The sequence below is a fragment of the Pseudomonas sp. H3_A02 genome (genome assembly GCF_054671965.1).
The window spans coordinates 6,546,630-6,566,674 of sequence record NZ_CP162807.1 but is presented as its reverse complement, the minus strand read 5'-3'; the positions used below and the strand labels follow the sequence as shown (position 1 = coordinate 6,566,674).

19 protein-coding genes are annotated in these 20,045 nt (G+C 61.1%); 11 read left to right on the top strand and 8 right to left on the bottom strand.

The genetic code is table 11. The features are described from left to right. The 8 genes from cmoB to AB4N80_RS28935 all read right to left on the bottom strand — a co-directional run. The coding region (gene cmoB / locus AB4N80_RS28970; protein ID WP_460096086.1) for a tRNA 5-methoxyuridine(34)/uridine 5-oxyacetic acid(34) synthase CmoB at positions 1-681 on the bottom strand (681 nt) is incomplete at its 3' end. Continuing rightward, positions 678-1,421, bottom strand: coding sequence for a carboxy-S-adenosyl-L-methionine synthase CmoA (gene cmoA / locus AB4N80_RS28965; RefSeq protein WP_003198073.1), 744 nt, complete (start codon positions 1,419-1,421; stop codon positions 678-680). The genes cmoA and cmoB, both read right to left, overlap by 4 nt. Before the next feature lie 215 nt (positions 1,422-1,636). Next, positions 1,637-2,272, bottom strand: coding sequence for a lysoplasmalogenase (locus tag AB4N80_RS28960; protein ID WP_122568782.1), 636 nt, complete (start codon positions 2,270-2,272; stop codon positions 1,637-1,639). Between the two features lie 2 nt (positions 2,273-2,274). Beyond that, the gene (locus AB4N80_RS28955) at positions 2,275-2,667 is read right to left on the bottom strand and encodes a protease inhibitor I42 family protein (RefSeq protein ID WP_122568781.1); all 393 of its coding nucleotides are present in this window, start codon (positions 2,665-2,667) and stop codon (positions 2,275-2,277) included. A gap of 209 nt (positions 2,668-2,876) precedes the next feature. Continuing rightward, positions 2,877-5,291, bottom strand: a complete 2,415-nt coding sequence (gene lon, locus AB4N80_RS28950; RefSeq protein WP_122568780.1) for an endopeptidase La — start codon at positions 5,289-5,291, stop codon at positions 2,877-2,879. Between the two features lie 152 nt (positions 5,292-5,443). Then, the gene (locus AB4N80_RS28945; protein WP_122568779.1) at positions 5,444-6,757 is read right to left on the bottom strand and encodes an MFS transporter; all 1,314 of its coding nucleotides are present in this window, start codon (positions 6,755-6,757) and stop codon (positions 5,444-5,446) included. 418 nt (positions 6,758-7,175) lie between these two features. Beyond that, positions 7,176-8,417 (bottom strand): HlyC/CorC family transporter, encoded by a 1,242-nt coding sequence (locus AB4N80_RS28940; protein WP_305491755.1) that lies wholly within the window; start codon positions 8,415-8,417, stop codon positions 7,176-7,178. Positions 8,418-8,429: 12 nt separating this feature from the next. Then, a complete protein-coding gene (locus AB4N80_RS28935) occupies positions 8,430-9,242 on the bottom strand; it encodes a cytochrome C assembly family protein (RefSeq protein WP_060739059.1) in 813 nt (270 codons plus the stop codon). Between the two features lie 196 nt (positions 9,243-9,438). Here AB4N80_RS28935 and ffh point away from each other — a divergent pair, with 196 nt between their 5' ends. From ffh to AB4N80_RS28880, 11 genes are all read left to right on the top strand, one after another. Then, positions 9,439-10,815: a signal recognition particle protein gene (gene ffh, locus AB4N80_RS28930; RefSeq protein WP_122568777.1), complete on the top strand. Its 1,377-nt coding sequence runs from the start codon at positions 9,439-9,441 to the stop codon at positions 10,813-10,815. 251 nt (positions 10,816-11,066) lie between these two features. Further along, positions 11,067-11,318: a 30S ribosomal protein S16 gene (gene rpsP / locus AB4N80_RS28925; protein WP_003198088.1), complete on the top strand. Its 252-nt coding sequence runs from the start codon at positions 11,067-11,069 to the stop codon at positions 11,316-11,318. A 5-nt stretch (positions 11,319-11,323) separates the two neighbouring features. Next, on the top strand, positions 11,324-11,860 hold the full coding sequence (gene rimM / locus AB4N80_RS28920; protein WP_058544503.1) for a ribosome maturation factor RimM: 537 nt from the start codon (positions 11,324-11,326) through the stop codon (positions 11,858-11,860). Beyond that, positions 11,842-12,615 (top strand): tRNA (guanosine(37)-N1)-methyltransferase TrmD, encoded by a 774-nt coding sequence (gene trmD, locus AB4N80_RS28915; protein WP_205929660.1) that lies wholly within the window; start codon positions 11,842-11,844, stop codon positions 12,613-12,615. The genes rimM and trmD overlap by 19 nt, the downstream gene beginning before the upstream one ends. A 45-nt stretch (positions 12,616-12,660) precedes the next feature. Next, a complete protein-coding gene (gene rplS / locus AB4N80_RS28910; protein WP_003175895.1) occupies positions 12,661-13,011 on the top strand; it encodes a 50S ribosomal protein L19 in 351 nt (116 codons plus the stop codon). Positions 13,012-13,143: 132 nt separating this feature from the next. Beyond that, a complete protein-coding gene (gene xerD / locus AB4N80_RS28905) occupies positions 13,144-14,040 on the top strand; it encodes a site-specific tyrosine recombinase XerD (protein WP_092202311.1) in 897 nt (298 codons plus the stop codon). A 262-nt stretch (positions 14,041-14,302) separates the two neighbouring features. Further along, complete coding sequence (locus AB4N80_RS28900; RefSeq protein WP_122568775.1) at positions 14,303-15,034, top strand: DsbC family protein; 732 nt, start codon at positions 14,303-14,305, stop codon at positions 15,032-15,034. A gap of 133 nt (positions 15,035-15,167) precedes the next feature. Continuing rightward, complete coding sequence (locus tag AB4N80_RS28895; RefSeq protein WP_122568774.1) at positions 15,168-16,472, top strand: homoserine dehydrogenase; 1,305 nt, start codon at positions 15,168-15,170, stop codon at positions 16,470-16,472. 104 nt (positions 16,473-16,576) lie between these two features. After that, positions 16,577-17,986 (top strand): threonine synthase, encoded by a 1,410-nt coding sequence (gene thrC, locus AB4N80_RS28890; protein WP_063322824.1) that lies wholly within the window; start codon positions 16,577-16,579, stop codon positions 17,984-17,986. 120 nt (positions 17,987-18,106) lie between these two features. Further along, positions 18,107-19,495, top strand: a complete 1,389-nt coding sequence (locus AB4N80_RS28885; protein ID WP_122568773.1) for a transporter substrate-binding domain-containing protein — start codon at positions 18,107-18,109, stop codon at positions 19,493-19,495. A 162-nt stretch (positions 19,496-19,657) separates the two neighbouring features. Further along, entirely contained in the window at positions 19,658-19,945 is a 288-nt protein-coding gene (locus AB4N80_RS28880) for a DUF3509 domain-containing protein (RefSeq protein ID WP_122568772.1), read from the top strand. The last annotated feature ends 100 nt before the right edge of the window (positions 19,946-20,045 follow it).

The window sequence follows — 20,045 nt, the reverse complement described above, 5'->3', positions numbered from 1 at the left end:
GCCTTCGATCACCAGGGTTTCCAGTACCAGTTCGCCGCCCTTGACCAGGCAGTCCTTCAAGGCGAGCAAGTGTTCGATCGGCGAGCGACGGTGGTAGAACACGCCCATGGAAAACACCGTGTCGAAGCCCTCCAGTTCAGCTGGCAGGGCCTCGAAGGGGAATGGCAAATGCCAGGCGTTGGGCTGCGACAGGTAGCGCTGCACCGCCTGGAACTGGCAGAAGAACAGCCAGTTGGGGTCGACACCGATCACCGTGTCCGCCCCGGCGCCGAGCATGCGCCACATGTAATAACCGTTGCCGCAGCCTACATCGAGGATGCGCTTGCCTTTGAGATCCAGGTGCGGGGCTACCCGTGACCACTTCCAATCCGAGCGCCATTCGGTGTCCACGTGCACGCCAAACAGGTCGAAAGGCCCTTTGCGCCAGGGTGACAGGCCCATCAACGCGGTACGCATTTGCCCACGGGTTTCGTCGGAACAATTGGCGTCTAGCGTCAGCCCGTTCAGCAGGTCGACGGTGGTGGGTTGCAACGCCGGCAGCGCATCGAGCGCGCTTTGCCAACGCTCCAGGTCGCCGTGGCCCTTTTCCATCTTGCTGTCGAGTTGCCTCTGCAGCGTCGCGGCCCAATCGGCCAGGGGTGTGCCGGCCAGATGGCGGGCGAGGGGGGACAGATCAATCATGGCAGGGCAATCAACGAGGCGAAGTTAAGACACTGGAACCACGGCACGACTTTCGAGAACCCGGCCGCCAAGAGGCGCTCGCGGTGCTCCTCGAGGCTGTCGGGCTTCATGACGTTTTCGATGGCGCTGCGTTTCTGGGCAATCTCAAGCTCGCTGTAGCCGTTGGCGCGCTTGAACGCCACGTGCAGGTCGGTGAGCAGGGCGTGCTCCTCGGCATCGTTGAAACGCAATTTTTCCGACAGGATCAGGGCACCACCCGGCAACAGGGACTGGCGAATACGGCTCAACAGTGCGGTGCGCTGGTCCGGCGCGATGAATTGCAGGGTGAAATTCAGGGCCACCACCGAGGCCGGCTGGAACGTCAGGGCGAGGATGTCGCCTTCGATCACTTCCACCGGCAGCAGCTCCTGGAACATCGAGTCCTGGCCATTGAGGTATTCGCGGCAGCGCTCGACCATGGCCGCCGAGTTATCCACAGCGATGACACGGCAACCGTCGGTGCGCACATGGCGGCGCAGGGCCTGGGTCACCGCACCGAGGGATGAACCCAGGTCATAGAGCACGCTATTGGGTTGGGCGAATTGCGCGGCGAGCACGCCGAGGTTTTCGACGATGGTCGGGTAACCCGGCACCGAACGCTTGATCATGTCCGGAAACACCCGCACCACGTCCTCGTTGAAGGCGAAGTCCGGCACTTGGGCCAGGGGTTGGGCGAATAGGCGATCGGGATCTTTGCTCACGGCGGTTCCAGCGGCATGGGTGGTGAAAAGGCCGGCATTTTAACCAAAAAACCTGTGGGAGCGAGCTTTGTGGGAGCAAGGCCTGTGGGAGTAAGGCTCTGTGGGAGCAAGGCTTGCCCGCGATAAAGGCACTGCGGTCTATAGCAAGACCGCATTATCGTTCATCGCGGGCAAGCCTTGCTCCCACAGAGCCTCGCTCCCACATTGATCTTTGTTCAGTGCCGCTTTTGCGGGAACGCCGACGCTGTAATGCCCCATTGGCCCAGCCAGTAACTGATGATGATCAGGTAAGGCGCGGCATGGAAGGGCTGCACGAACCGGTTGATGCCGATCAGGCTGTCGGAAAACACAAACGCCAGGGCCCCGGCGGCGGCCAGCCACGCCGAACGCTTGGGCACGTCGGTGCCCAGCCGGGCCAACGCCCGCCAGAGCATGGCGCTGATGACCAGGCCGTAGACCACCACCGGCACCAGCAACGGCCCGAGACCGCTCGACACCAGAATCCCCAACAGCACCGCGCCGATGCCCAAGGCCAGGGCCAATGGCAGCAGCGCCGGACGACGACAGTCGCTGAGGTAGGCTTTCAGGTAGGCCAGGTGCGCCAGCAGAAACGCGCCGAGGCCGAACACGAACAGGTCCCCCGGCCAGGCCAGCAGCACATCGCCCACCAGTGAAAAAATCAGCCCGAGGCTGATCCAGCGCCGATAGTCGCTGGGCGGTGCATCGTGCAGCCAGCCGAGCAGGGCCAGCACGGGCATGGGCTTGACCAGCAGGCACAGCAGCGTGGCATGCATGGCCAGGCCGTACAGGTAGGTGGCCGCACCCATCAGTGCGAGGATCAGCCAACCCACGGTCAGTTCACCGCAATGGCGCAGTCAAAGGTTTCCACGGGCGGTACTTCTGGTGCCCAAGGCTGTTGATAAGTCAGGCGCAAGCGCCCGGTGCCGGCGCTGAACGCCTGGAAGCGCCAGGTCGACACGCCGGCGGCGCCCACGATGCCGGCGTCTTCCGGGTTGCGATAGACCTCCGGCCCCAAGCCTTTCAACACACCTCCGGCCGAATCCTGGATCGCCCAGCGATAACCGGTGGTGGGGTTGCTCGGCAAGCTCAAAATCAGGTTCTGCCCGTTATTGAGCCGCACCGGGCACTGGCTCAGTTTTTCCACGGTCACGTTGTTGCTGGTTTGCGTGGCGCAGGCGCTCAGCAGGGCGAGGCTGAGGGGGACGAAGAGGCGGGTGAGGGACATAAGGGCTCCGGCATTCACGACGAACGGCGAGCATAACCGAAGATGCTACTGGGTGTGTCAGGTGGGCATGTGTTGTGGCTGATGACGCCATCGCGGGCAAGCCTTGCTCCCACAATGATCGTTGTTGCACACAAAGTCTGTGAGCGACATTTAACCCTGTGGGAGCAAGGCTTGCCCGCGATGGGGCCCGCACAAGCGCTAGAGGAGCATCAGAACAACACCTTCGCCACATCCGCAAACCGCTTGGCAAAGTGCACCGTCACACCTTCCTTGAGGTAGTCCGGCAATTCTTCAAAGTTGCCCCGGTTGGCTTCCGGCAGGATCAGTTCATTGATTTTCTGCCGGCGCGCGGCGATGACTTTCTCGCGCACGCCACCAATCGGCAGGACGTGCCCGGTGAGGGTCAGTTCGCCGGTCATGGCCACGCCTTTTTTCGGCGGCTGGTTGCGGGCCAGGGACAGCAAGGCGCTGGCCATGGTCACACCGGCACTCGGGCCGTCCTTGGGTGTGGCGCCTTCCGGTACGTGCAGGTGAACAAAGGCTTCGTCGAAGAACTTCGGATCGCCGCCAAATTGCTTCAAGTGCGAACTGACGTAGCTGTGGGCGATCTCCGCCGACTCCTTCATCACCTCTCCCAGTTGCCCGGTCAGCTTGAAGCCGCGATTGAGGGTGTGGATGCGCGTCGCCTCGATCGGCAAGGTCGCGCCGCCCATGCTGGTCCAGGCCAGGCCGGTAATCACCCCGATGCCGGACAACACCTGCTCATTGCGGAACACTGGTTTGCCCAGGGACGCCTCTAAGTCCTTCGGCCCGAGCTTGATCACCGCTTTCGGGTCGTCGATCAGCTTCATCACCGCCTTGCGCACCAGTTTGCCCAGCTGTTTCTCCAACTGCCGCACCCCGGCCTCACGGGCGTAACCGTCGATCAGGGCCTTGAGGGCGCTGTCGTTGATGCTCAGGCTGCCCTTGGACACGCCGGCCTTGGCCAGTTGCTTGGGCCACAAGTGGCGCTTGGCGATGGCGACTTTTTCTTCGGTGATGTAGCCCGACAGACGGATCACTTCCATCCGGTCCAGCAGCGGGCCGGGGATCGAGTCCAGGGTGTTGGCGGTGCACACGAAGAGCACTTTCGACAGGTCCAGGCGCAGGTCCAGGTAGTGGTCGAGGAATTCGACGTTCTGTTCCGGATCAAGGGTTTCGAGCAAGGCCGACGCCGGGTCACCTTGGTAGCTCTGGCCCATCTTGTCGATTTCGTCGAGCATGATCACCGGGTTCATCACTTCGACATCTTTCAGCGCCTGCACCAGCTTGCCCGGTTGGGCACCGATGTAAGTGCGCCGATGGCCCTTGATCTCGGCTTCATCGCGCATGCCGCCAACGCTGAAGCGGTAGAACGGCCGGCCCAGGGATTCGGCGATGGACTTGCCGACACTGGTCTTGCCCACGCCCGGCGGGCCCACCAGCAGCACGATGGAACCGCTGATCTCGCCTTTGTAGGCGCCAACGGCGAGGAATTCGAGGATGCGGTCCTTGATGTCGTCCAGGCCGGCGTGGTGCTGGTCGAGCACCTTGCGCGCATGCTTGAGGTCGAGCTTGTCCTGGCCATACACGCCCCACGGCACCGAGGTCGCCCAATCCAGGTAATTGCGGGTGACGGCGTATTCCGGCGAGCCGGTTTCCAGGATCGAGAGTTTGTTCATCTCTTCTTCGATACGCTTCTGCGCCTGGGCCGACAACGCTTTGCCTTCCAGCCGCTGCTCGAATTGTTCGATGTCGGCGCTGCGGTCGTCCTTGGTCAGCCCCAGTTCCTGCTGGATGACCTTGAGCTGTTCCTTGAGGAAGAATTGGCGCTGGTGTTCGCCAATCTTGTTGTTCACCTCGGCGGAAATCTCTTTCTGCAACCGCGCCACTTCGACTTCCTTGCGCAACATCGGCAGCACTTTCTCCATGCGCTTGAGCATGGGCACGCAGTCGAGCACTTCCTGCAGCTCATTGCCGGTGGCGGAGGTGAGCGCGGCGGCGAAGTCAGTCAGCGGCGAAGGGTCGTTGGGGCTGAAGCGGTTGAGGTAGTTCTTCAGCTCTTCGCTGTACAGCGGATTGAGCGGCAGCAGTTCCTTGATCGCGTTGATCAGCGCCATGCCGTAGGCCTTGACCTCGTCGGTCGGCTCGCTCGGCTGGTGCGGGTATTCGACTTCCACCAGGTACGGCGGGCGATGGTGCTTGAGCCAGGTGCGGATGCGCACGCGGGTCAGGCCCTGGGCGACGAATTGCAGCTTGCCGCCTTCCCGGCTGGCGTGGTGCACCTTCACCAGCGTGCCGTACAGCGGCAGTTTCGAGGTGTCGAAATGGCGCGGGTCTTCCTGGGGCGAGTCCATGAAGAACAGCGCCAGGGAGTGGTGATCGGACTTGGCCACCAGCTCCAGGGTCTCGGCCCACGGTTCTTCGTTGACGATGACCGGCAGTACCTGGGCCGGGAAGAAGGGGCGATTGTGGATGGGGATGATGTAGACCTTGTCCGGCAGGTTCTGGCCGGGCAGCGCCAGGCCGGTGCCGGAGGAGGTGTGTTCGATGTGTTCGGAGTCAGCGTAGTCGTTAGTGGCTTCAGTAGAGTGCTGGTCGCTCATGGGGCACCTGCGCAATGGGGTATGGGTCTTAGATGGGGCAGGTGGGGGGTGGTTTCAATGGTGGGCGATTGTTAACGGTTATTTCATTGGTGGCCGTTCAGGCTGGCGACAGGTTTGCGTGGCGAGGCGCAAAGCCTCGCCACGGGCCCAGCCTAGGCCACCCGGTTCAAGTCGTTGTGGCGCGTTTCCTTCAGGCACAGCACGGCGATGACGCTGAGCAGCGCGGCCGCTGAAACATAGCCGCCGACATAGCTCAAGCCGCCCATCGCCACCAGTTTCTGGGCGAAGAACGGCGCGGCCGAGGCGCCGACGATACCGCCCAGGTTGTAGGCCGCCGAGGCACCGGTATAGCGCACATGGGTCGGGAACAGTTCCGGCAGCAAGGCGCCCATGGGGGCGAAGGTCACCCCCATCAGGAACAGCTCGATGCACAGGAACAGCGCTACGCCGCCAGTGGAACCGTGGGTCAGCAACGGTTCCATGAGGAAACCCGAGGCAATTGCCAGCAGGCCACCGATGATCAATATCGGTTTGCGGCCGTAGCGGTCGCTGGCCCAGGCCGACAGAGGCGTTGCAGCGGCCATGAACAGTACGGCAAAGCACAGCAGGCCCAGGAATGTCTCGCGGCTGTAGCCGAGGGTCGACACCCCGTAGCTCAGGGAAAACACCGTCGAGATGTAGAACAGCGCGTAACACACCACCATCGCCGCCGCGCCCAGTAAGGTCGGCGCCCAGTATTGGCTGAACAGCTCGACCAACGGCACTTTGACCCGTTCCTGGCGGGCCATGGCATTGGCGAATACCGGGGTTTCATGGAGTTTGAGCCGTACATAGAGGCCGACAATCACCAGCACGGCACTGAGCAGGAACGGAATCCGCCAGCCCCAGGAACGGAATTGCTCGTCGTCCAGGCTCATGGCCAGGGTCAGGAACAACCCGTTGGCCGCCAGGAAGCCGATGGAGGGCCCCAGTTGGGGAAACATGCCGAACCAAGCGCGCTTGCCCTTGGGTGCGTTCTCGGTGGCCAGCAGCGCCGCCCCGCCCCATTCACCGCCCAACCCCAGGCCCTGGCCGAAACGCAGCAGGCACAGCAGGATCGGTGCCCAGGCACCAATGCTGGCATAACCGGGCAGCACGCCAATGAGCGTGGTGCATACGCCCATCAGCAGCAGGGACGCTACCAGCGTCGACTTGCGCCCGATCCGGTCGCCGAAATGGCCGAACAGCGCCGAACCCAGCGGACGGGCGAGGAAGGCGATGCCGAACGTCAGGAAGGACGACAGCATCTGTGCCGTGCCTGAGGTTTGCGGAAAGAACACCGGCCCGATCACCAGGGCCGCCGCCGTGGCATAGACGTAGAAGTCGTAGAACTCGATGGCGGTGCCGATGAAACTCGCGGTCGCCACGCGAGTAGCCGAGTTGGTCGGCTGGGCAGGCACAGCCTCGTTGCAGGTAGCGGTCGTCATGCGGTTATCCCTGACAGTCATGTGCTCCGTTGGAGCGAATTATTATGGTCGAACACCCAGGGATGTGGGCGGGTATCCCGTCGCTGTTTCGGGTAGGAACAGTCCCAGGGCTGATGCGGATTTTGCCGATGGTCTGGCCGGAACCGGCTGAGTACAGGATAGACACAGGGTTCGGTAAGCGGCTTGAGTATAGGAAGGGGGCTAACGAATCAACAAGAGCGCCCGCGCACAATATCGGCGCTTGCGATGAGCTTTTTGTGGCGAGGGGATTTATCCCCGCTGGGCTGCGCAGCAGCCCTAAAGCCCGACAACTCGGTGTTCCAGACAAATTGAGTTGACCGTATTTGGGGCTGCTTCACAGCCCAACGGGGATAAATCCCCTCGCCACAACGGTGTTTTACCTTGAGCCTGTTGGGGGTCAGGAAACGGCCGGCACCGAACTGTTATGCCACGCCAGCACCTGGCTGACGCGGTTGTCCACGGTCTCGATGATTTCCAGTCGATAGCGCCCGATCTTCAGGCAGACCGGGCTTTCGGGGATGGTTTCCAGGGCTTCGGTCACCAGCCCGTTGAGGGTCTTGGGGCCGTCGCAGGGCAGGTGCCAGCCCAGGGTCCGGTTCAATTCGCGGATCGACGCCGCGCCATCGATCATCAGGCGGCCATCGGGCTGGGGATGGACGTGGGGGTTGTCGAGGCTATGCTCGCTCTCGAATTCGCCGACGATTTCTTCGAGGATGTCTTCCAGGGTGACGATGCCCAGCACTTCGCCGTATTCGTCCACCACCATGCCCAGGCGCCGCTGCTGCTTGTGGAAATTCAGCAATTGCAGTTGCAGTGGCGTGCTTTCGGGCACGAAGTAGGGCTCGTGGGAGGCGGCCAGCAACGCTTCCTGGGTCAGGCTCGCGTCCGCCAGCAAATGACGGATCTGGCGGGTGTTGAGCACCGCTTCGACCTGATTGATATCGCTGTGGAACACCGGCAGGCGGGTACGCCGGTTCATACGCAACTGTTCGATGATCTCGCCAATGGGGTCGTCGAGGTTGATCCCATCGACCTCGCTGCGGGGCACGAGGATATCGTTGACGGTGATGTTGTCCAGGGCGTGGATGCCGGAAATCGGATGCAGCCGGCCGCTGCCGTGTTCTGATTCCTGCTCGCTGCGCGGCGGCACGGGCATTTCGTCGTCGCTCTGTTGCACCATGCCGGGCTTGCGGGCAAATGGACGCAGCAACAGTTGGCTGGCGCCATTCAACAGCCAGGCAAACGGATAGAGGATCTTCAACGGGATGCCCAGCAAGGTGTTGCCCAGTGCCAGCACCGCGTCGGGCTGGCGGGTGGCCAGGGTGCGCGGCAGGTAGTCGGCGAATATCAGCAGGGCGGCGCTGGTGCCGAGCCAGGCGACCCAGGGGCCGTTCTCCAGCCAGGTGAAAATCGCCAGCAAGGTGCCGATGACCACGGCCAGGACACGACAGAGGGTATTGCACAGGACCAGGCTGGCCAGTGGAAATGTCAGTGTCGCCAGCGGTTTGTCACTGGCGCGCGAGGCCGTACGCTGGGCCAGCAGGTGTTGCTGGGCGGCTTCGATGGCCGTGAACAGGGCCGACCAGAGGATCAGCACCACCAGCACGGCGAACAACGGCGCTACGGGCAACGTATCCATCAGGGCCGTCCGTCAGATATGCAGGATGTATTCACGGACCAGCTTGCTGCCGAAGTACGCCAGCATCAGCAGGCAGAACCCGGCCAGGGTCCAGCGAATCGCTTTGTGCCCACGCCAGCCGAGGCGGTTGCGGCCCCACAGCAATACGCTGAAGACCACCCACGCCAGGCAGGCCAGCAGGGTCTTGTGCACCAGGTGCTGGGCGAACAGGTTCTCGACGAACAACCAGCCGGAGATCAGCGACAGCGACAGCAGGCTCCAGCCGGCCCAGAGGAAACCGAACAACAGGCTTTCCATGGTTTGCAGCGGCGGAAAGTTGCGGATCAGTCCGGACGGGTGCTTGTTCTTGAGCTGGTGATCCTGCACCAGCAGCAACAGGGCCTGGAACACCGCGATGGTGAACAGGCCGTAGGCGAGGATCGACAACAGGATGTGGGCGAGGATGCCCGGCTCTTCGTCGATGATCTGCACGGTGCCCGACGGCGCGAACTGCGCCAGCAGCACCGTGGCCAGCCCCAGCGGGAACAGCAGCACCAGCAGGTTTTCCACCGGGATGCGCGAGCAGGCCAGCAGCGTGAGGGCGATCACGGCGACGGCGATCAGGCTGGCGGCGTTGAAAAAATCCAGGCCCAGGCCGATCGGCGTCATCAGGTGGGTATAAAGGCTGGCCGCGTGGCCGAGCACCGCCAGCACGCCAAGCGTGACCAGCAGGCGTTTGTTCGCCTTGGCGCCGGTGGCCAGGCGGGTGCCTTGATAGAGGGTCGCAGCGGCATAAAGGCAAGCGGCGGCGAGGGTGGCAAGCAAGCTGGGTGACAAGGGGAGCATAAATCCTGTTAGGCAAGCCCGAAAGGCGCTGAGTTTGGCATAGAACCCCCTCCACACGAAAGACCACTGCAAGGTGTACGCCGCACGCTTCTTCGCTATAATCCGCGACCTGCCCACGCCGCAGGCTCGCCGAGCACATTTTTCACGGTCTGGGCCGCCATTATCCCGGTCTCATCTGGGCCTGAAAGGATCGCGCATGTTTGAAAACCTAACCGACCGTCTCTCGCAGACGCTGCGCCATGTCACCGGCAAGGCGAAACTGACCGAGGACAACATCAAAGACACCCTGCGCGAAGTGCGCATGGCGTTGCTCGAAGCCGACGTCGCCCTGCCGGTGGTCAAGGACTTCGTCAATTCGGTCAAGGAACGCGCCGTCGGCACCGAAGTGTCGCGCAGCCTGACGCCGGGCCAGGCGTTCGTGAAGATCGTCCAGGCCGAACTCGAAAGCCTGATGGGCGCCGCCAACGAAGACCTGAACCTCGCCGCCGTACCTCCAGCGGTGGTGCTGATGGCCGGCCTGCAGGGCGCGGGCAAGACCACGACAGTCGGCAAGTTGGCGCGCTTCCTTAAAGAGCGCAAGAAGAAGTCGGTGATGGTGGTGTCGGCGGACATCTACCGTCCGGCGGCGATCAAGCAGCTGGAAACCCTGGCCAACGACATCGGCGTGACGTTCTTCCCGTCCGACCTGAGCCAGAAGCCGGTGGACATCGCCCAGGCGGCTATTAAGGAAGCGAAGCTCAAGTTCATCGACGTGGTCATCGTCGATACCGCCGGTCGCTTGCACATCGATGAAGAGATGATGGGCGAGATCAAGGCGCTGCATGCCGCGATCAACCCGGTGGAAACCCTGTTTGTGGTCGATGCCATGACCGGCCAGGACGCGGCCAATACCGCGAAGGCGTTCGGTGATGCACTGCCGCTGACCGGTGTGGTCCTGACCAAGGTCGACGGTGACGCCCGTGGCGGTGCCGCGCTGTCGGTACGCGCCATCACCGGCAAGCCGATCAAGTTCATCGGTATGGGCGAGAAGAGCGAAGCGCTCGAGCCGTTCCACCCTGAGCGTATCGCTTCGCGTATCCTCGGCATGGGCGACGTGCTCAGCCTGATCGAGCAGGCCGAGCAGACCCTCGACAAGGACAAGGCCGACAAACTGGCCAAGAAGCTGAAGAAGGGCAAGGGCTTCGACCTCGAAGACTTCCGCGACCAGCTTCAACAAATGAAGAACATGGGCGGCCTTGGCGGCCTCATGGACAAACTGCCGAACATCGGTGGCGTGAACCTGGCGCAGATGGGCAATGCCCAGGGCGCGGCTGAAAAGCAGTTCAAGCAGATGGAAGCCATCATCAACTCCATGACCCCGGCCGAGCGCCGCGACCCTGAGCTGATCAGCGGTTCGCGCAAGCGCCGCATCGCCATGGGTTCCGGCACCCAGGTGCAGGACATCGGTCGCTTGATCAAGCAACACAAGCAGATGCAGAAGATGATGAAGAAATTCTCCGCCAAGGGCGGGATGGCCAAGATGATGCGCGGCATGGGCGGTATGTTGCCCGGCGGCGGCATGCCGAAAATGTAAAGAATCTGCGCCGGCTGTCATGCCGGCGTTGCCCCGCACGGAGGCGGGGATCTCCAGCAAACCCGCGCTACGCGGGAGCTGACTTGCCGTTTTTCATGACGGCTCTATGGCAAATCTTGATCGCATGGCGCCAGGCGCCGGAAAAAGACATTTGCAAAAGTCCGGATATTCCTTAGAATATGCGGCCTTTCGGGCACCTATGCCCGCTGTGCATTTAGATTTGCAGCACCGACTACAGGAACGATGTTCACATGCTAACAATCCGTCTTGCCCTTGGCGGCTCCAAAAAGCGCCCGTTTTACCACCTGACCGTAACCGACAGCCGCAACCCGCGTGACGGTTCCCACAAGGAGCAGGTTGGTTTCTTCAACCCTGTTGCCCGTGGTCAGGAAGTTCGTCTGTCCGTGAACCAAGAGCGCGTAGCCTACTGGCTGAGCGTTGGTGCACAACCTTCTGAGCGTGTTGCTCAGTTGTTGAAGGAATCGGCTAAGGCTGCGGCCTGAGCAATATGAACGCGACGCCAAAAGATGCTGATGATTTGATCGTTGTCGGCAAGATCTATTCTGTACATGGCGTTCGCGGCGAAGTGAAGGTGTATTCCTTTACTGATCCGATCAAGAACCTGTTGGACTACAAAACCTGGACGCTCAAGCGCGAAGGTAGCGTGAAACAGGTGGAGCTGGTCAGCGGACGCGGGAACGACAAGTTCCTGGTCGCAAAGCTCAAGGGTCTCGATGATCGTGAAGAAGCTCGTCTTCTGGCCGGTTATGAGATCTGCGTGCCGCGCAACCTGTTCCCTGAACTGACCGACGGCGAGTACTACTGGTACCAGCTGGTGGGTCTGAAGGTCATCGACCACCTCGGGCAATTGCTCGGGAAAATCGATCACCTGCTCGAGACCGGTTCGAACGATGTCATGGTGGTCAAGCCTTGCGTCGGCAGCCTGGATGATCGCGAACGCCTGTTGCCCTATACCGAGCAATGCGTGTTGGCCGTCGACCTTGCCGCAGGCGAGATGAAGGTGGAATGGGATGCGGATTTCTAAACGTGGCTAATTTGCGCGTTGAAGTCATCACATTGTTTCCCGAGATGTTTTCCGCCATCAGCGAGTACGGCATAACCAGCCGCGCGGTGAAGCAGGAGCTGTTACAGCTCACCTGTTGGAATCCGCGGGACTACACCACGGATCGGCATCACACTGTGGACGATCGCCCGTTTGGCGGTGGTCCGGGCATGGTGATGAAGATCAAGCCCCTGGAAGATGCGCTGGTTCAGGCCAGGACGGCAGCCGGGGAGGGCGCGAAGGTGATCTACCTGTCGCCCCAAGGCCGCCAACTGACTCAGTCGGCGGTACGCGAGCTGGCGAATTTGGATGCATTGATCCTGATTGCCGGCCGTTATGAAGGCATTGACGAGCGTTTCATTGAAGCTCATGTCGATGAAGAGTGGTCGATTGGCGACTATGTACTGTCTGGCGGCGAGCTGCCGGCGATGGTCCTGATCGATGCGGTTACACGACTGCTGCCTGGAGCTTTAGGGCATGCAGATTCCGCTGAGGAAGATTCCTTTACGGATGGTCTGCTGGATTGCCCGCACTACACCCGACCGGAGGTGTATGCGGATCAGCGTGTTCCCGACGTGTTGCTAAGTGGCAACCACGCGCACATCCGGCGTTGGCGTTTGCAGCAGTCCCTTGGTCGGACCTACGAACGACGCGCCGATCTTCTGGAAAGCCGCTCGCTTTCTGGAGAAGAGAAGAAGCTGCTCGAGGAATACATCCGCGAGCGGGACGATAGTTAACAACGTATCGATGGTGAGTCCGACGACTCGCCTTAGGAGCACAGCATGACTAACAAAATCATCCTTGCACTCGAAGCAGAGCAGATGACCAAAGAAATCCCTACCTTTGCCCCAGGCGACACCATTGTCGTTCAGGTGAAAGTGAAGGAAGGCGACCGTTCCCGTCTGCAAGCGTTCGAAGGCGTCGTTATCGCCAAGCGTAACCGTGGCGTGAACAGTGCATTCACCGTTCGTAAAATCTCCAACGGTGTCGGCGTAGAGCGTACTTTCCAGACCTACAGCCCGCAAATCGACAGCATGGCTGTCAAGCGTCGCGGTGACGTACGTAAAGCCAAGCTGTACTACCTGCGTGACCTGTCGGGTAAAGCAGCTCGCATCAAGGAAAAACTGGCTTAAGTCCAGCTTCCGATGCAAAAAAAGCAGCCTGCGGGCTGCTTTTTTGTTGCCTGCGATTTGCGCTTTGAGCACCCTGCATGGCTTCATTTCCCCTTTTGATGCCGTGTGTGCCCGCATCCTCCAAGAGTCTTTATGCCAGCCATCGATCATCCGCTGATAGACCAGTTTCTCGACGCCCTGTGGTTGGAGAAGGGCCTGTCCGATAACACCCGCGATGCCTACCGCAGCGACCTGGCGCTGTTCAATGGTTGGCTGCAGGAAAACCACCTGGAGCTGGTCAATGCCGGCCGGGAGTTGATCCTCGATCATTTGGCGTGGCGCCTGGAGCAGAACTACAAACCGCGCTCGACCGCGCGTTTTCTCTCCGGTCTGCGTGGGTTTTATCGCTATTTGCTGCGGGAAAAGCTGATCGCGGTGGACCCGACCTTGCGCGTGGAAATGCCGCAACTGGGGCGTCCGTTGCCCAAATCCCTATCGGAAGCCGATGTGGAAGCGCTGCTGGCGGCACCCGATCTCAGCGAGGCCATCGGTCAGCGCGACCGGGCCATGTTGGAAGTCCTGTATGCCTGTGGCTTGCGCGTCACCGAGTTGATCAGCTTGACGCTGGAGCAAGTCAACCTGCGCCAGGGCGTGCTGCGGGTGATGGGCAAGGGCAGCAAGGAGCGCCTGGTACCGATGGGCGAGGAAGCGATTGTCTGGGTCGAGCGTTACATGCGCGATGCCCGTCATGAATTGCTGGGCGGGCGTCCCAGCGATGTGCTGTTTCCCAGCCTGCGCGGCGAGCAGATGACCCGCCAGACCTTCTGGCATCGCATCAAGCACCAGGCCAAGGTGGCCGGCATCAACAAATCCCTCTCGCCCCACACCTTGCGGCATGCCTTTGCTACACACCTGCTCAACCACGGTGCCGACTTGCGGGTGGTGCAGATGCTGCTGGGCCATAGCGACCTGTCCACCACCCAGATCTACACCCATGTGGCCCGGGCGCGGTTGCAGGATTTGCATGCCAAGCATCATCCTCGCGGCTGAATGAAATCTCCCGTGGGAGCAAGGCTTGCCCGCGATGAACGATAACGCGGCTCCGTTGATACACCGCGGCGCGGCCATCGCGGGCAAGCCTTGCTCCCACAAGCCGGCTCCCACAGAAAAGCGTTCACCAATGCCTTGTATCACCGGCATTCGGCCACGCCAGCCTTATGTGGTAGGCTTTGTCGGTTTGCACAGTGGGCGGTTGGAACCCGAATCTGCGGGTCGGCGTTTCCCGTCTCATTTGTTCGCCTCAGGAGTCCCCATGCGTTTGATCCAGATGTTCACCGCCGCCGCCATTGCGTTGGCCAGTACCTTTGCCATTGCCGACGACGCGGCCGACAAGGCTATCCGCAAGAGTCTGGAAAACCTTCAGCTCGAAGTGCCGATCGACACCATTTCGGCCAGCCCTATGGCTGGCCTGTATGAAGTCAAGCTCAAGGGCAGCCGCGTGCTTTACGCCAGCGCCGACGGCCAGTACATCGTCCAAGGCAACCTGTTCGCGCTCAAGGACGGCAAGCCGGTCAACCTCACCGAGATGACCGAGCGCCAGGGCATTTCCAAGTTGATCAACGGCATTCCGGTCGCTGAAACCGTGGTTTATCCGGCGATCGGCGAAACCAAGTCCCACATCACCGTATTCACCGACACCACCTGCCCGTATTGCCACAAGCTACACGCCGAAGTGCCCGAGCTGAACAAGCGCGGCATCGAAGTGCGCTATGTAGCGTTCCCGCGCCAGGGCTTGGGCTCGCCGGGCGATGAGCAGTTGCAGGCGGTCTGGTGCTCCAAGGACAAGAAAGCGGCCATGGACAAGATGGTCGACGGCAAGGAAATCAAGGCCGCCCAGTGCGAGAATCCGGTTTCCAAGCAATTCGCCCTTGGCCAGTCCATTGGCGTGAACGGCACGCCGGCCATCGTTTTGGCCGACGGCCAAGTGATTCCGGGCTACCAGCCGGCACCACAAGTGGCCAAACTGGCCCTGAGCGCGAAATAGATCATGGGCGGTCCGCTTTTGAAGATCACGGCTCGGCGAAAACTTTCGTCGGGCCGTTAAAAACAGAGTCGCGTTGCTACGCGGCTGTATTTCACGGCCGACCTTGCGTCGGCCGTTTCATGGGGAGTCAAGAGTGAATCCGGTCAAAGTAGGCATCTGTGGGTTAGGTACCGTCGGTGGCGGCACCTTCAACGTACTTCAGCGCAACGCCGAGGAAATTTCTCGTCGTGCCGGGCGTGGGATCGAAGTGGCACAAATTGCCATGCGCACGCCAAAGCCTCAGTTCCAGACGACCGGTATTGCGATTACCAACGATGTGTTCGAAGTGGCCACGAACCCTGAGATCGACATCGTCATAGAGCTGGTGGGCGGCTACACCGTTGCCCGCGAGTTGGTACTCAAGGCCATCGAGAATGGCAAGCATGTGGTCACCGCGAACAAGGCGCTTATCGCTGTTCACGGTAATGAGATTTTCGCCAAGGCCCGCGAGAAGGGCGTGATCGTGGCGTTCGAAGCCGCCGTGGCTGGTGGTATCCCGGTGATCAAGGCGATCCGCGAAGGCCTGTCGGCCAACCGCATCAACTGGGTCGCGGGGATCATCAACGGCACCGGCAACTTCATCCTCACCGAGATGCGCGAGAAGGGTCGCACCTTCGAAGACGTGCTCGCCGAAGCCCAGGCCCTGGGTTACGCCGAGGCTGATCCGACGTTCGACGTGGAAGGCATCGACGCAGCGCACAAGCTGACGATCCTGGCATCCATTGCGTTCGGCATTCCGTTGCAGTTCGACAAGGCCTACACCGAAGGCATCACCAAGCTGACCACCGCTGACGTGAACTACGCCGAAGCCTTGGGCTACCGCATCAAGCACCTGGGCGTGGCGCGCAGCACCGCTAGCGGCATCGAGCTGCGTGTGCATCCGACGCTGATCCCGGCCGACCGCCTGATCGCCAACGTCAACGGCGTGATGAACGCAGTGATGGTCAACGGCGACGCCTCCGGCTCGACGTTGTTCTACGGCGCGGGCGCCGGCATGGAACCGACCGCTTCCTCGGTGGTGGCCGACCTGGTGGACGTGGTTCGCGCCATGACCTCGGACCCGGAAAACCGCGTGCCGCACCTGGCCTTCCAGCCGGACTCGCTGTCGGCGCACCCGATTCTTCCGATCGAGGCATGCGAAAGCTCCTACTACCTGCGCATCCAGGCCAAGGACCATCCGGGCGTGCTGGCTCAAGTGGCGAGCATCCTCTCGGAGCGCGGTATAAACATCGAGTCGATCATGCAGAAGGAAGTCGAGGAACACGACGGCCTGGTGCCGATGATCCTGCTGACCCACCGTGTGGTCGAGCAGAACATCAACGATGCGATTGCGGCGCTGGAAGCGCTCCAGGGTGTCGTTGGGCCGGTGGTCCGTATCCGCGTCGAACATTTGAATTAATTTAGCGGCAAGTTATAAGCTGCAAGCCGCAAATAGAAGCCGAGCCGCTTTGACTTGTCGCTTGCCGCTTGACCTTGAAGCTCAAACCGAAGGTTTGCCAAAAAATGCGCTATATCAGCACCCGCGGCCAGGCACCGGCCCTGAATTTCGAAGATGTCCTCCTGGCCGGCCTGGCCACGGATGGCGGCCTCTATGTGCCGGAAAACCTGCCGCGCTTCACCCAGGAAGAAATCGCTTCCTGGGCCGGCCTGCCGTATCACGAGCTGGCGTTCCGGGTCATGCGCCCGTTCGTCACCGGCAGCATCCCGGACGCCGATTTCAAAAAGATCCTGGAAGAGACCTATGGCGTCTTTTCCCACAATGCCATCGCACCGTTGCGTCAGCTCAACGGTAACGAATGGGTCATGGAGCTGTTCCACGGCCCGACCCTGGCGTTCAAGGACTTCGCCCTGCAACTGCTCGGTCGCCTGCTGGACTACGTGCTGCAAAAGCGTGGCGAGCGCGTGGTGATCGTCGGTGCCACTTCTGGCGACACCGGTTCGGCGGCTATCGAAGGCTGCAAGCACTGCGAGAACGTCGACATTTTCATCCTGCACCCGCACAACCGGGTCTCGGAAGTGCAACGTCGGCAGATGACGACGATTTTCGGCGACAACATCCACAACATCGCCATCGAAGGCAACTTCGATGACTGCCAGGAAATGGTCAAGGCCAGCTTCGCCGACCAGAGCTTCCTCAAGGGCACGCGGCTGGTGGCGGTGAACTCGATCAACTGGGCGCGGATCATGGCCCAGATCGTCTATTACTTCCACGCGGCCCTGCAATTGGGCGGTCCGGCCCGTTCCGTGTCGTTCTCGGTGCCGACCGGCAACTTCGGCGATATCTTTGCCGGTTACCTGGCGCGCAACATGGGGCTGCCGATCAACCAATTGATCGTCGCCACCAACCGCAACGACATCCTGCACCGCTTCATGAGCGGCAACCAGTACGTCAAGGAAACCTTGCACGCCACGCTATCGCCTTCAATGGACATCATGGTGTCGTCGAACTTCGAGCGCCTGCTGTTCGACCTGCACGGTCGCAACGGTGCGGCGATTGCCGGGCTGATGGACAGCTTCCGCCAGGGTGGCGGTTTCAGCGTCGAGCCTGAGCGCTGGACCGAAGCGCGCAAGCTGTTCGACTCCCTGGCCGTGGACGATGAGCAGACCTGCGAAACCATCGCCGAGGTGTTCGCGCAGAGCGGCGAACTGCTCGATCCGCACACGGCTATCGGCGTCAGGGCGGCCCGTGAATGCCGTCGCAGCCTGGACATTCCGATGGTGATCCTGGGCACGGCGCACCCGGTCAAGTTCCCGGAAGCGGTGGAGAAAGCAGGTGTAGGAAAAGCGCTCGAATTGCCTGCGCATCTTTCTGATTTGTTTGAGCGAGATGAGCGTTGCACCGTGTTGCCCAACGACTTGAAAGCCGTGCAGGCCTTTGTCAGCCAGCATGGCAATCGCGGCAAGCCACTCTGACCGGGTAAACCTGTCACATTTTGAAGCCCGTCTCCTGACGGGCTTTCTTGTTTCTGCATGCCAAACTGGCCGGGTTTTCGCCCTTGGAGGGATGGGCGAGTCATCTCGAAGGAAATGCAGATGTCGTTTTTTATCAAAGGCAAACCAGCCCTGGGCTGGGTAATGGGCCTGGCCCTGATGTACTGGACGCAGGGAGGCAACGCGGCGCCGTTGACGACTTTCGAAACGCCACCGCCCAACCCTGGCGAACGGTTGGTGTTGGACGCGCAGGAATTGAAGTGGATCAAGGAGAACCCCCGGGTCATCGTGGCCACGATCCAGTTTCCGCTGTACCTGTTCAAGAATGAGCTGGGGCAGTGGAGCGGGTTGAACCACGACGTTCTCCAGCGCATCGCGCACATGACTGGCCTTGAGTTCGTGCATCGGGAGTCGTTCTCCCCCGGCGAGTTGCTGACGATGCTGGAGAATGGTGAGGCAGACATGACGACCCTGCTGGCGATGAATGAAGAACGTCGGGATTTCCTCAGTTTCAGCCATGCATTCGGTGGTTTCGGCTGGGTGTTCGTCGGCCGTGACGGGGAATCGCCCCTCCATTCGCTGGAGCAGCTCGAAGGGAAGGTTTTGGCATTGCCAGCACGGCATGCCTTGGAAGCGGAAATCAGGCGCGAGTACCCGGCGATCAAATTGCGCACGACCAAGACCTATGGTGAGGCGCGGGCGCTGGTAGAAAGCCGGGAGGCCTACGCCACCATCGAAAATGAAACCGGGGTGCACCTCTATCCAGCCGGGCAGTTGCAGGTAGGCAGCGGTCTTGAGGGCAAGTGGGAACCGGACTACCTGGCGGTGCGCCAGGACTTGACCGCGTTGCTGAGTATCTTGAATAAAGCCCTGGAAGCCTTCCCGGCCGAGGACATGCGTGCGCTGCGGTCGAAATGGATGGCCGGTACGACCCCCGTCCAGACGCCATCGATCTGGGAGCGGATGTCCGGCTGGGGCTACTGGTGTGTGACCGTGGTCGTGGTCTTTGGCCTCTTGTCCCTGTTGTGGAACCGCCGTCTGCAGACACAGATCGACCAACGCCTCAAGGCCGAAGCGGTCCTCAAGGACCAGTTGATGCTCCAGCGGGCCTTGGTGGATGCCATTCCCGACCCGATTTTCATCTGTGACCTGGAAGGGCGCCTGATCATGTGCAACAAAAGTTATGAAGACCAGTTCGCAACCCGCTTCGAAAAACTGCGGGGCACGCGGCTTACCGACTCGGCGTCATTCCCGCCGGCCACCGCCGAGCTGCTGCATGGGGAAGTGATGGAGCAGTTGCGCACCGGCCAGTCTCGATTCGTCGACCGGCAATTGATGTTCAGCGGCGGGTTGCGGGAAATCTATCATTGGACGGTGCCGTTCTATGGGGCTGATGGACAGCTGCGTGGCATTCTGGGGGGCTGGACCGATGTCGGACGGCGGTGGCGTCGTTGCGACAGGGGCCTGGCTGAGCCGGCCGTCATCCCTTAACAGCTCACGGGGAACGCTGTTGTTTGCCTGTCATATTGGACGCGCATGCTCGGTTGAACAGGTTGGGGCATGCCGGTTCGGTGCGCTGACGAACTTTCTGCTGCGGCCCACGGTCATTTACTGTGAACATGCAGTTGTTTCGGACTATTGAAGGGTGAGCGAATGGAAAGTATCAGCCTATTGCTGAATGAAGCCTTGAGCCCGTATCAGGTCTCGCTGACTCCCACCGGCGCCAAGGGCGAATGCCGGGTGACGTTGAAGAATGCCAGCGGGGTCATCATGGTCGAGCGAGTATTCAACCAGGCCCAATTGACTGACAAGCGTCAGTTGACCGACGTTGTCGATGGCCTGCATCGCGATGTGCTGATTGCCGAGGGGCGCCTGGAGCCCTGTGTGATTGCGGCGTTGCGCAATCTGGCGCGCGACAAGGTCATGGTCGCGGCGAATTGACTGGGCTTTTGTGGGAACCTTCCTACGTCCTGATGAGTCAGAGCCTTTACCAGCAAGAGCGAGCATTGTGCTCCGGTGCTTGTCGCTTGTTGTACTAACC

Excerpts from the sequence above, each read along its gene's own strand:
- rpsP (WP_003198088.1), top strand. The coding sequence starts at position 11,067 with ATGCTAACAATCCGTCTTGCCCTTGGCGGCTCCAAAAAGCGCCCGTTT.
- AB4N80_RS28900 (WP_122568775.1), top strand. The coding sequence starts at position 14,303 with ATGCGTTTGATCCAGATGTTCACCGCCGCCGCCATTGCGTTGGCCAGT.
- thrC (WP_063322824.1), top strand. The coding sequence starts at position 16,577 with ATGCGCTATATCAGCACCCGCGGCCAGGCACCGGCCCTGAATTTCGAA.
- AB4N80_RS28885 (WP_122568773.1), top strand. The coding sequence starts at position 18,107 with ATGTCGTTTTTTATCAAAGGCAAACCAGCCCTGGGCTGGGTAATGGGC.
- AB4N80_RS28955 (WP_122568781.1), bottom strand. The coding sequence starts at position 2,667 with ATGTCCCTCACCCGCCTCTTCGTCCCCCTCAGCCTCGCCCTGCTGAGC.
- AB4N80_RS28945 (WP_122568779.1), bottom strand. The coding sequence starts at position 6,757 with ATGACGACCGCTACCTGCAACGAGGCTGTGCCTGCCCAGCCGACCAAC.
- AB4N80_RS28940 (WP_305491755.1), bottom strand. The coding sequence starts at position 8,417 with ATGGATACGTTGCCCGTAGCGCCGTTGTTCGCCGTGCTGGTGGTGCTG.
- AB4N80_RS28880 (WP_122568772.1), top strand. The coding sequence starts at position 19,658 with ATGGAAAGTATCAGCCTATTGCTGAATGAAGCCTTGAGCCCGTATCAG.
- ffh (WP_122568777.1), top strand. The coding sequence starts at position 9,439 with ATGTTTGAAAACCTAACCGACCGTCTCTCGCAGACGCTGCGCCATGTC.
- lon (WP_122568780.1), bottom strand. The coding sequence starts at position 5,291 with ATGAGCGACCAGCACTCTACTGAAGCCACTAACGACTACGCTGACTCC.
- rimM (WP_058544503.1), top strand. The coding sequence starts at position 11,324 with ATGAACGCGACGCCAAAAGATGCTGATGATTTGATCGTTGTCGGCAAG.
- trmD (WP_205929660.1), top strand. The coding sequence starts at position 11,842 with ATGGGATGCGGATTTCTAAACGTGGCTAATTTGCGCGTTGAAGTCATC.
- rplS (WP_003175895.1), top strand. The coding sequence starts at position 12,661 with ATGACTAACAAAATCATCCTTGCACTCGAAGCAGAGCAGATGACCAAA.
- xerD (WP_092202311.1), top strand. The coding sequence starts at position 13,144 with ATGCCAGCCATCGATCATCCGCTGATAGACCAGTTTCTCGACGCCCTG.
- AB4N80_RS28935 (WP_060739059.1), bottom strand. The coding sequence starts at position 9,242 with ATGCTCCCCTTGTCACCCAGCTTGCTTGCCACCCTCGCCGCCGCTTGC.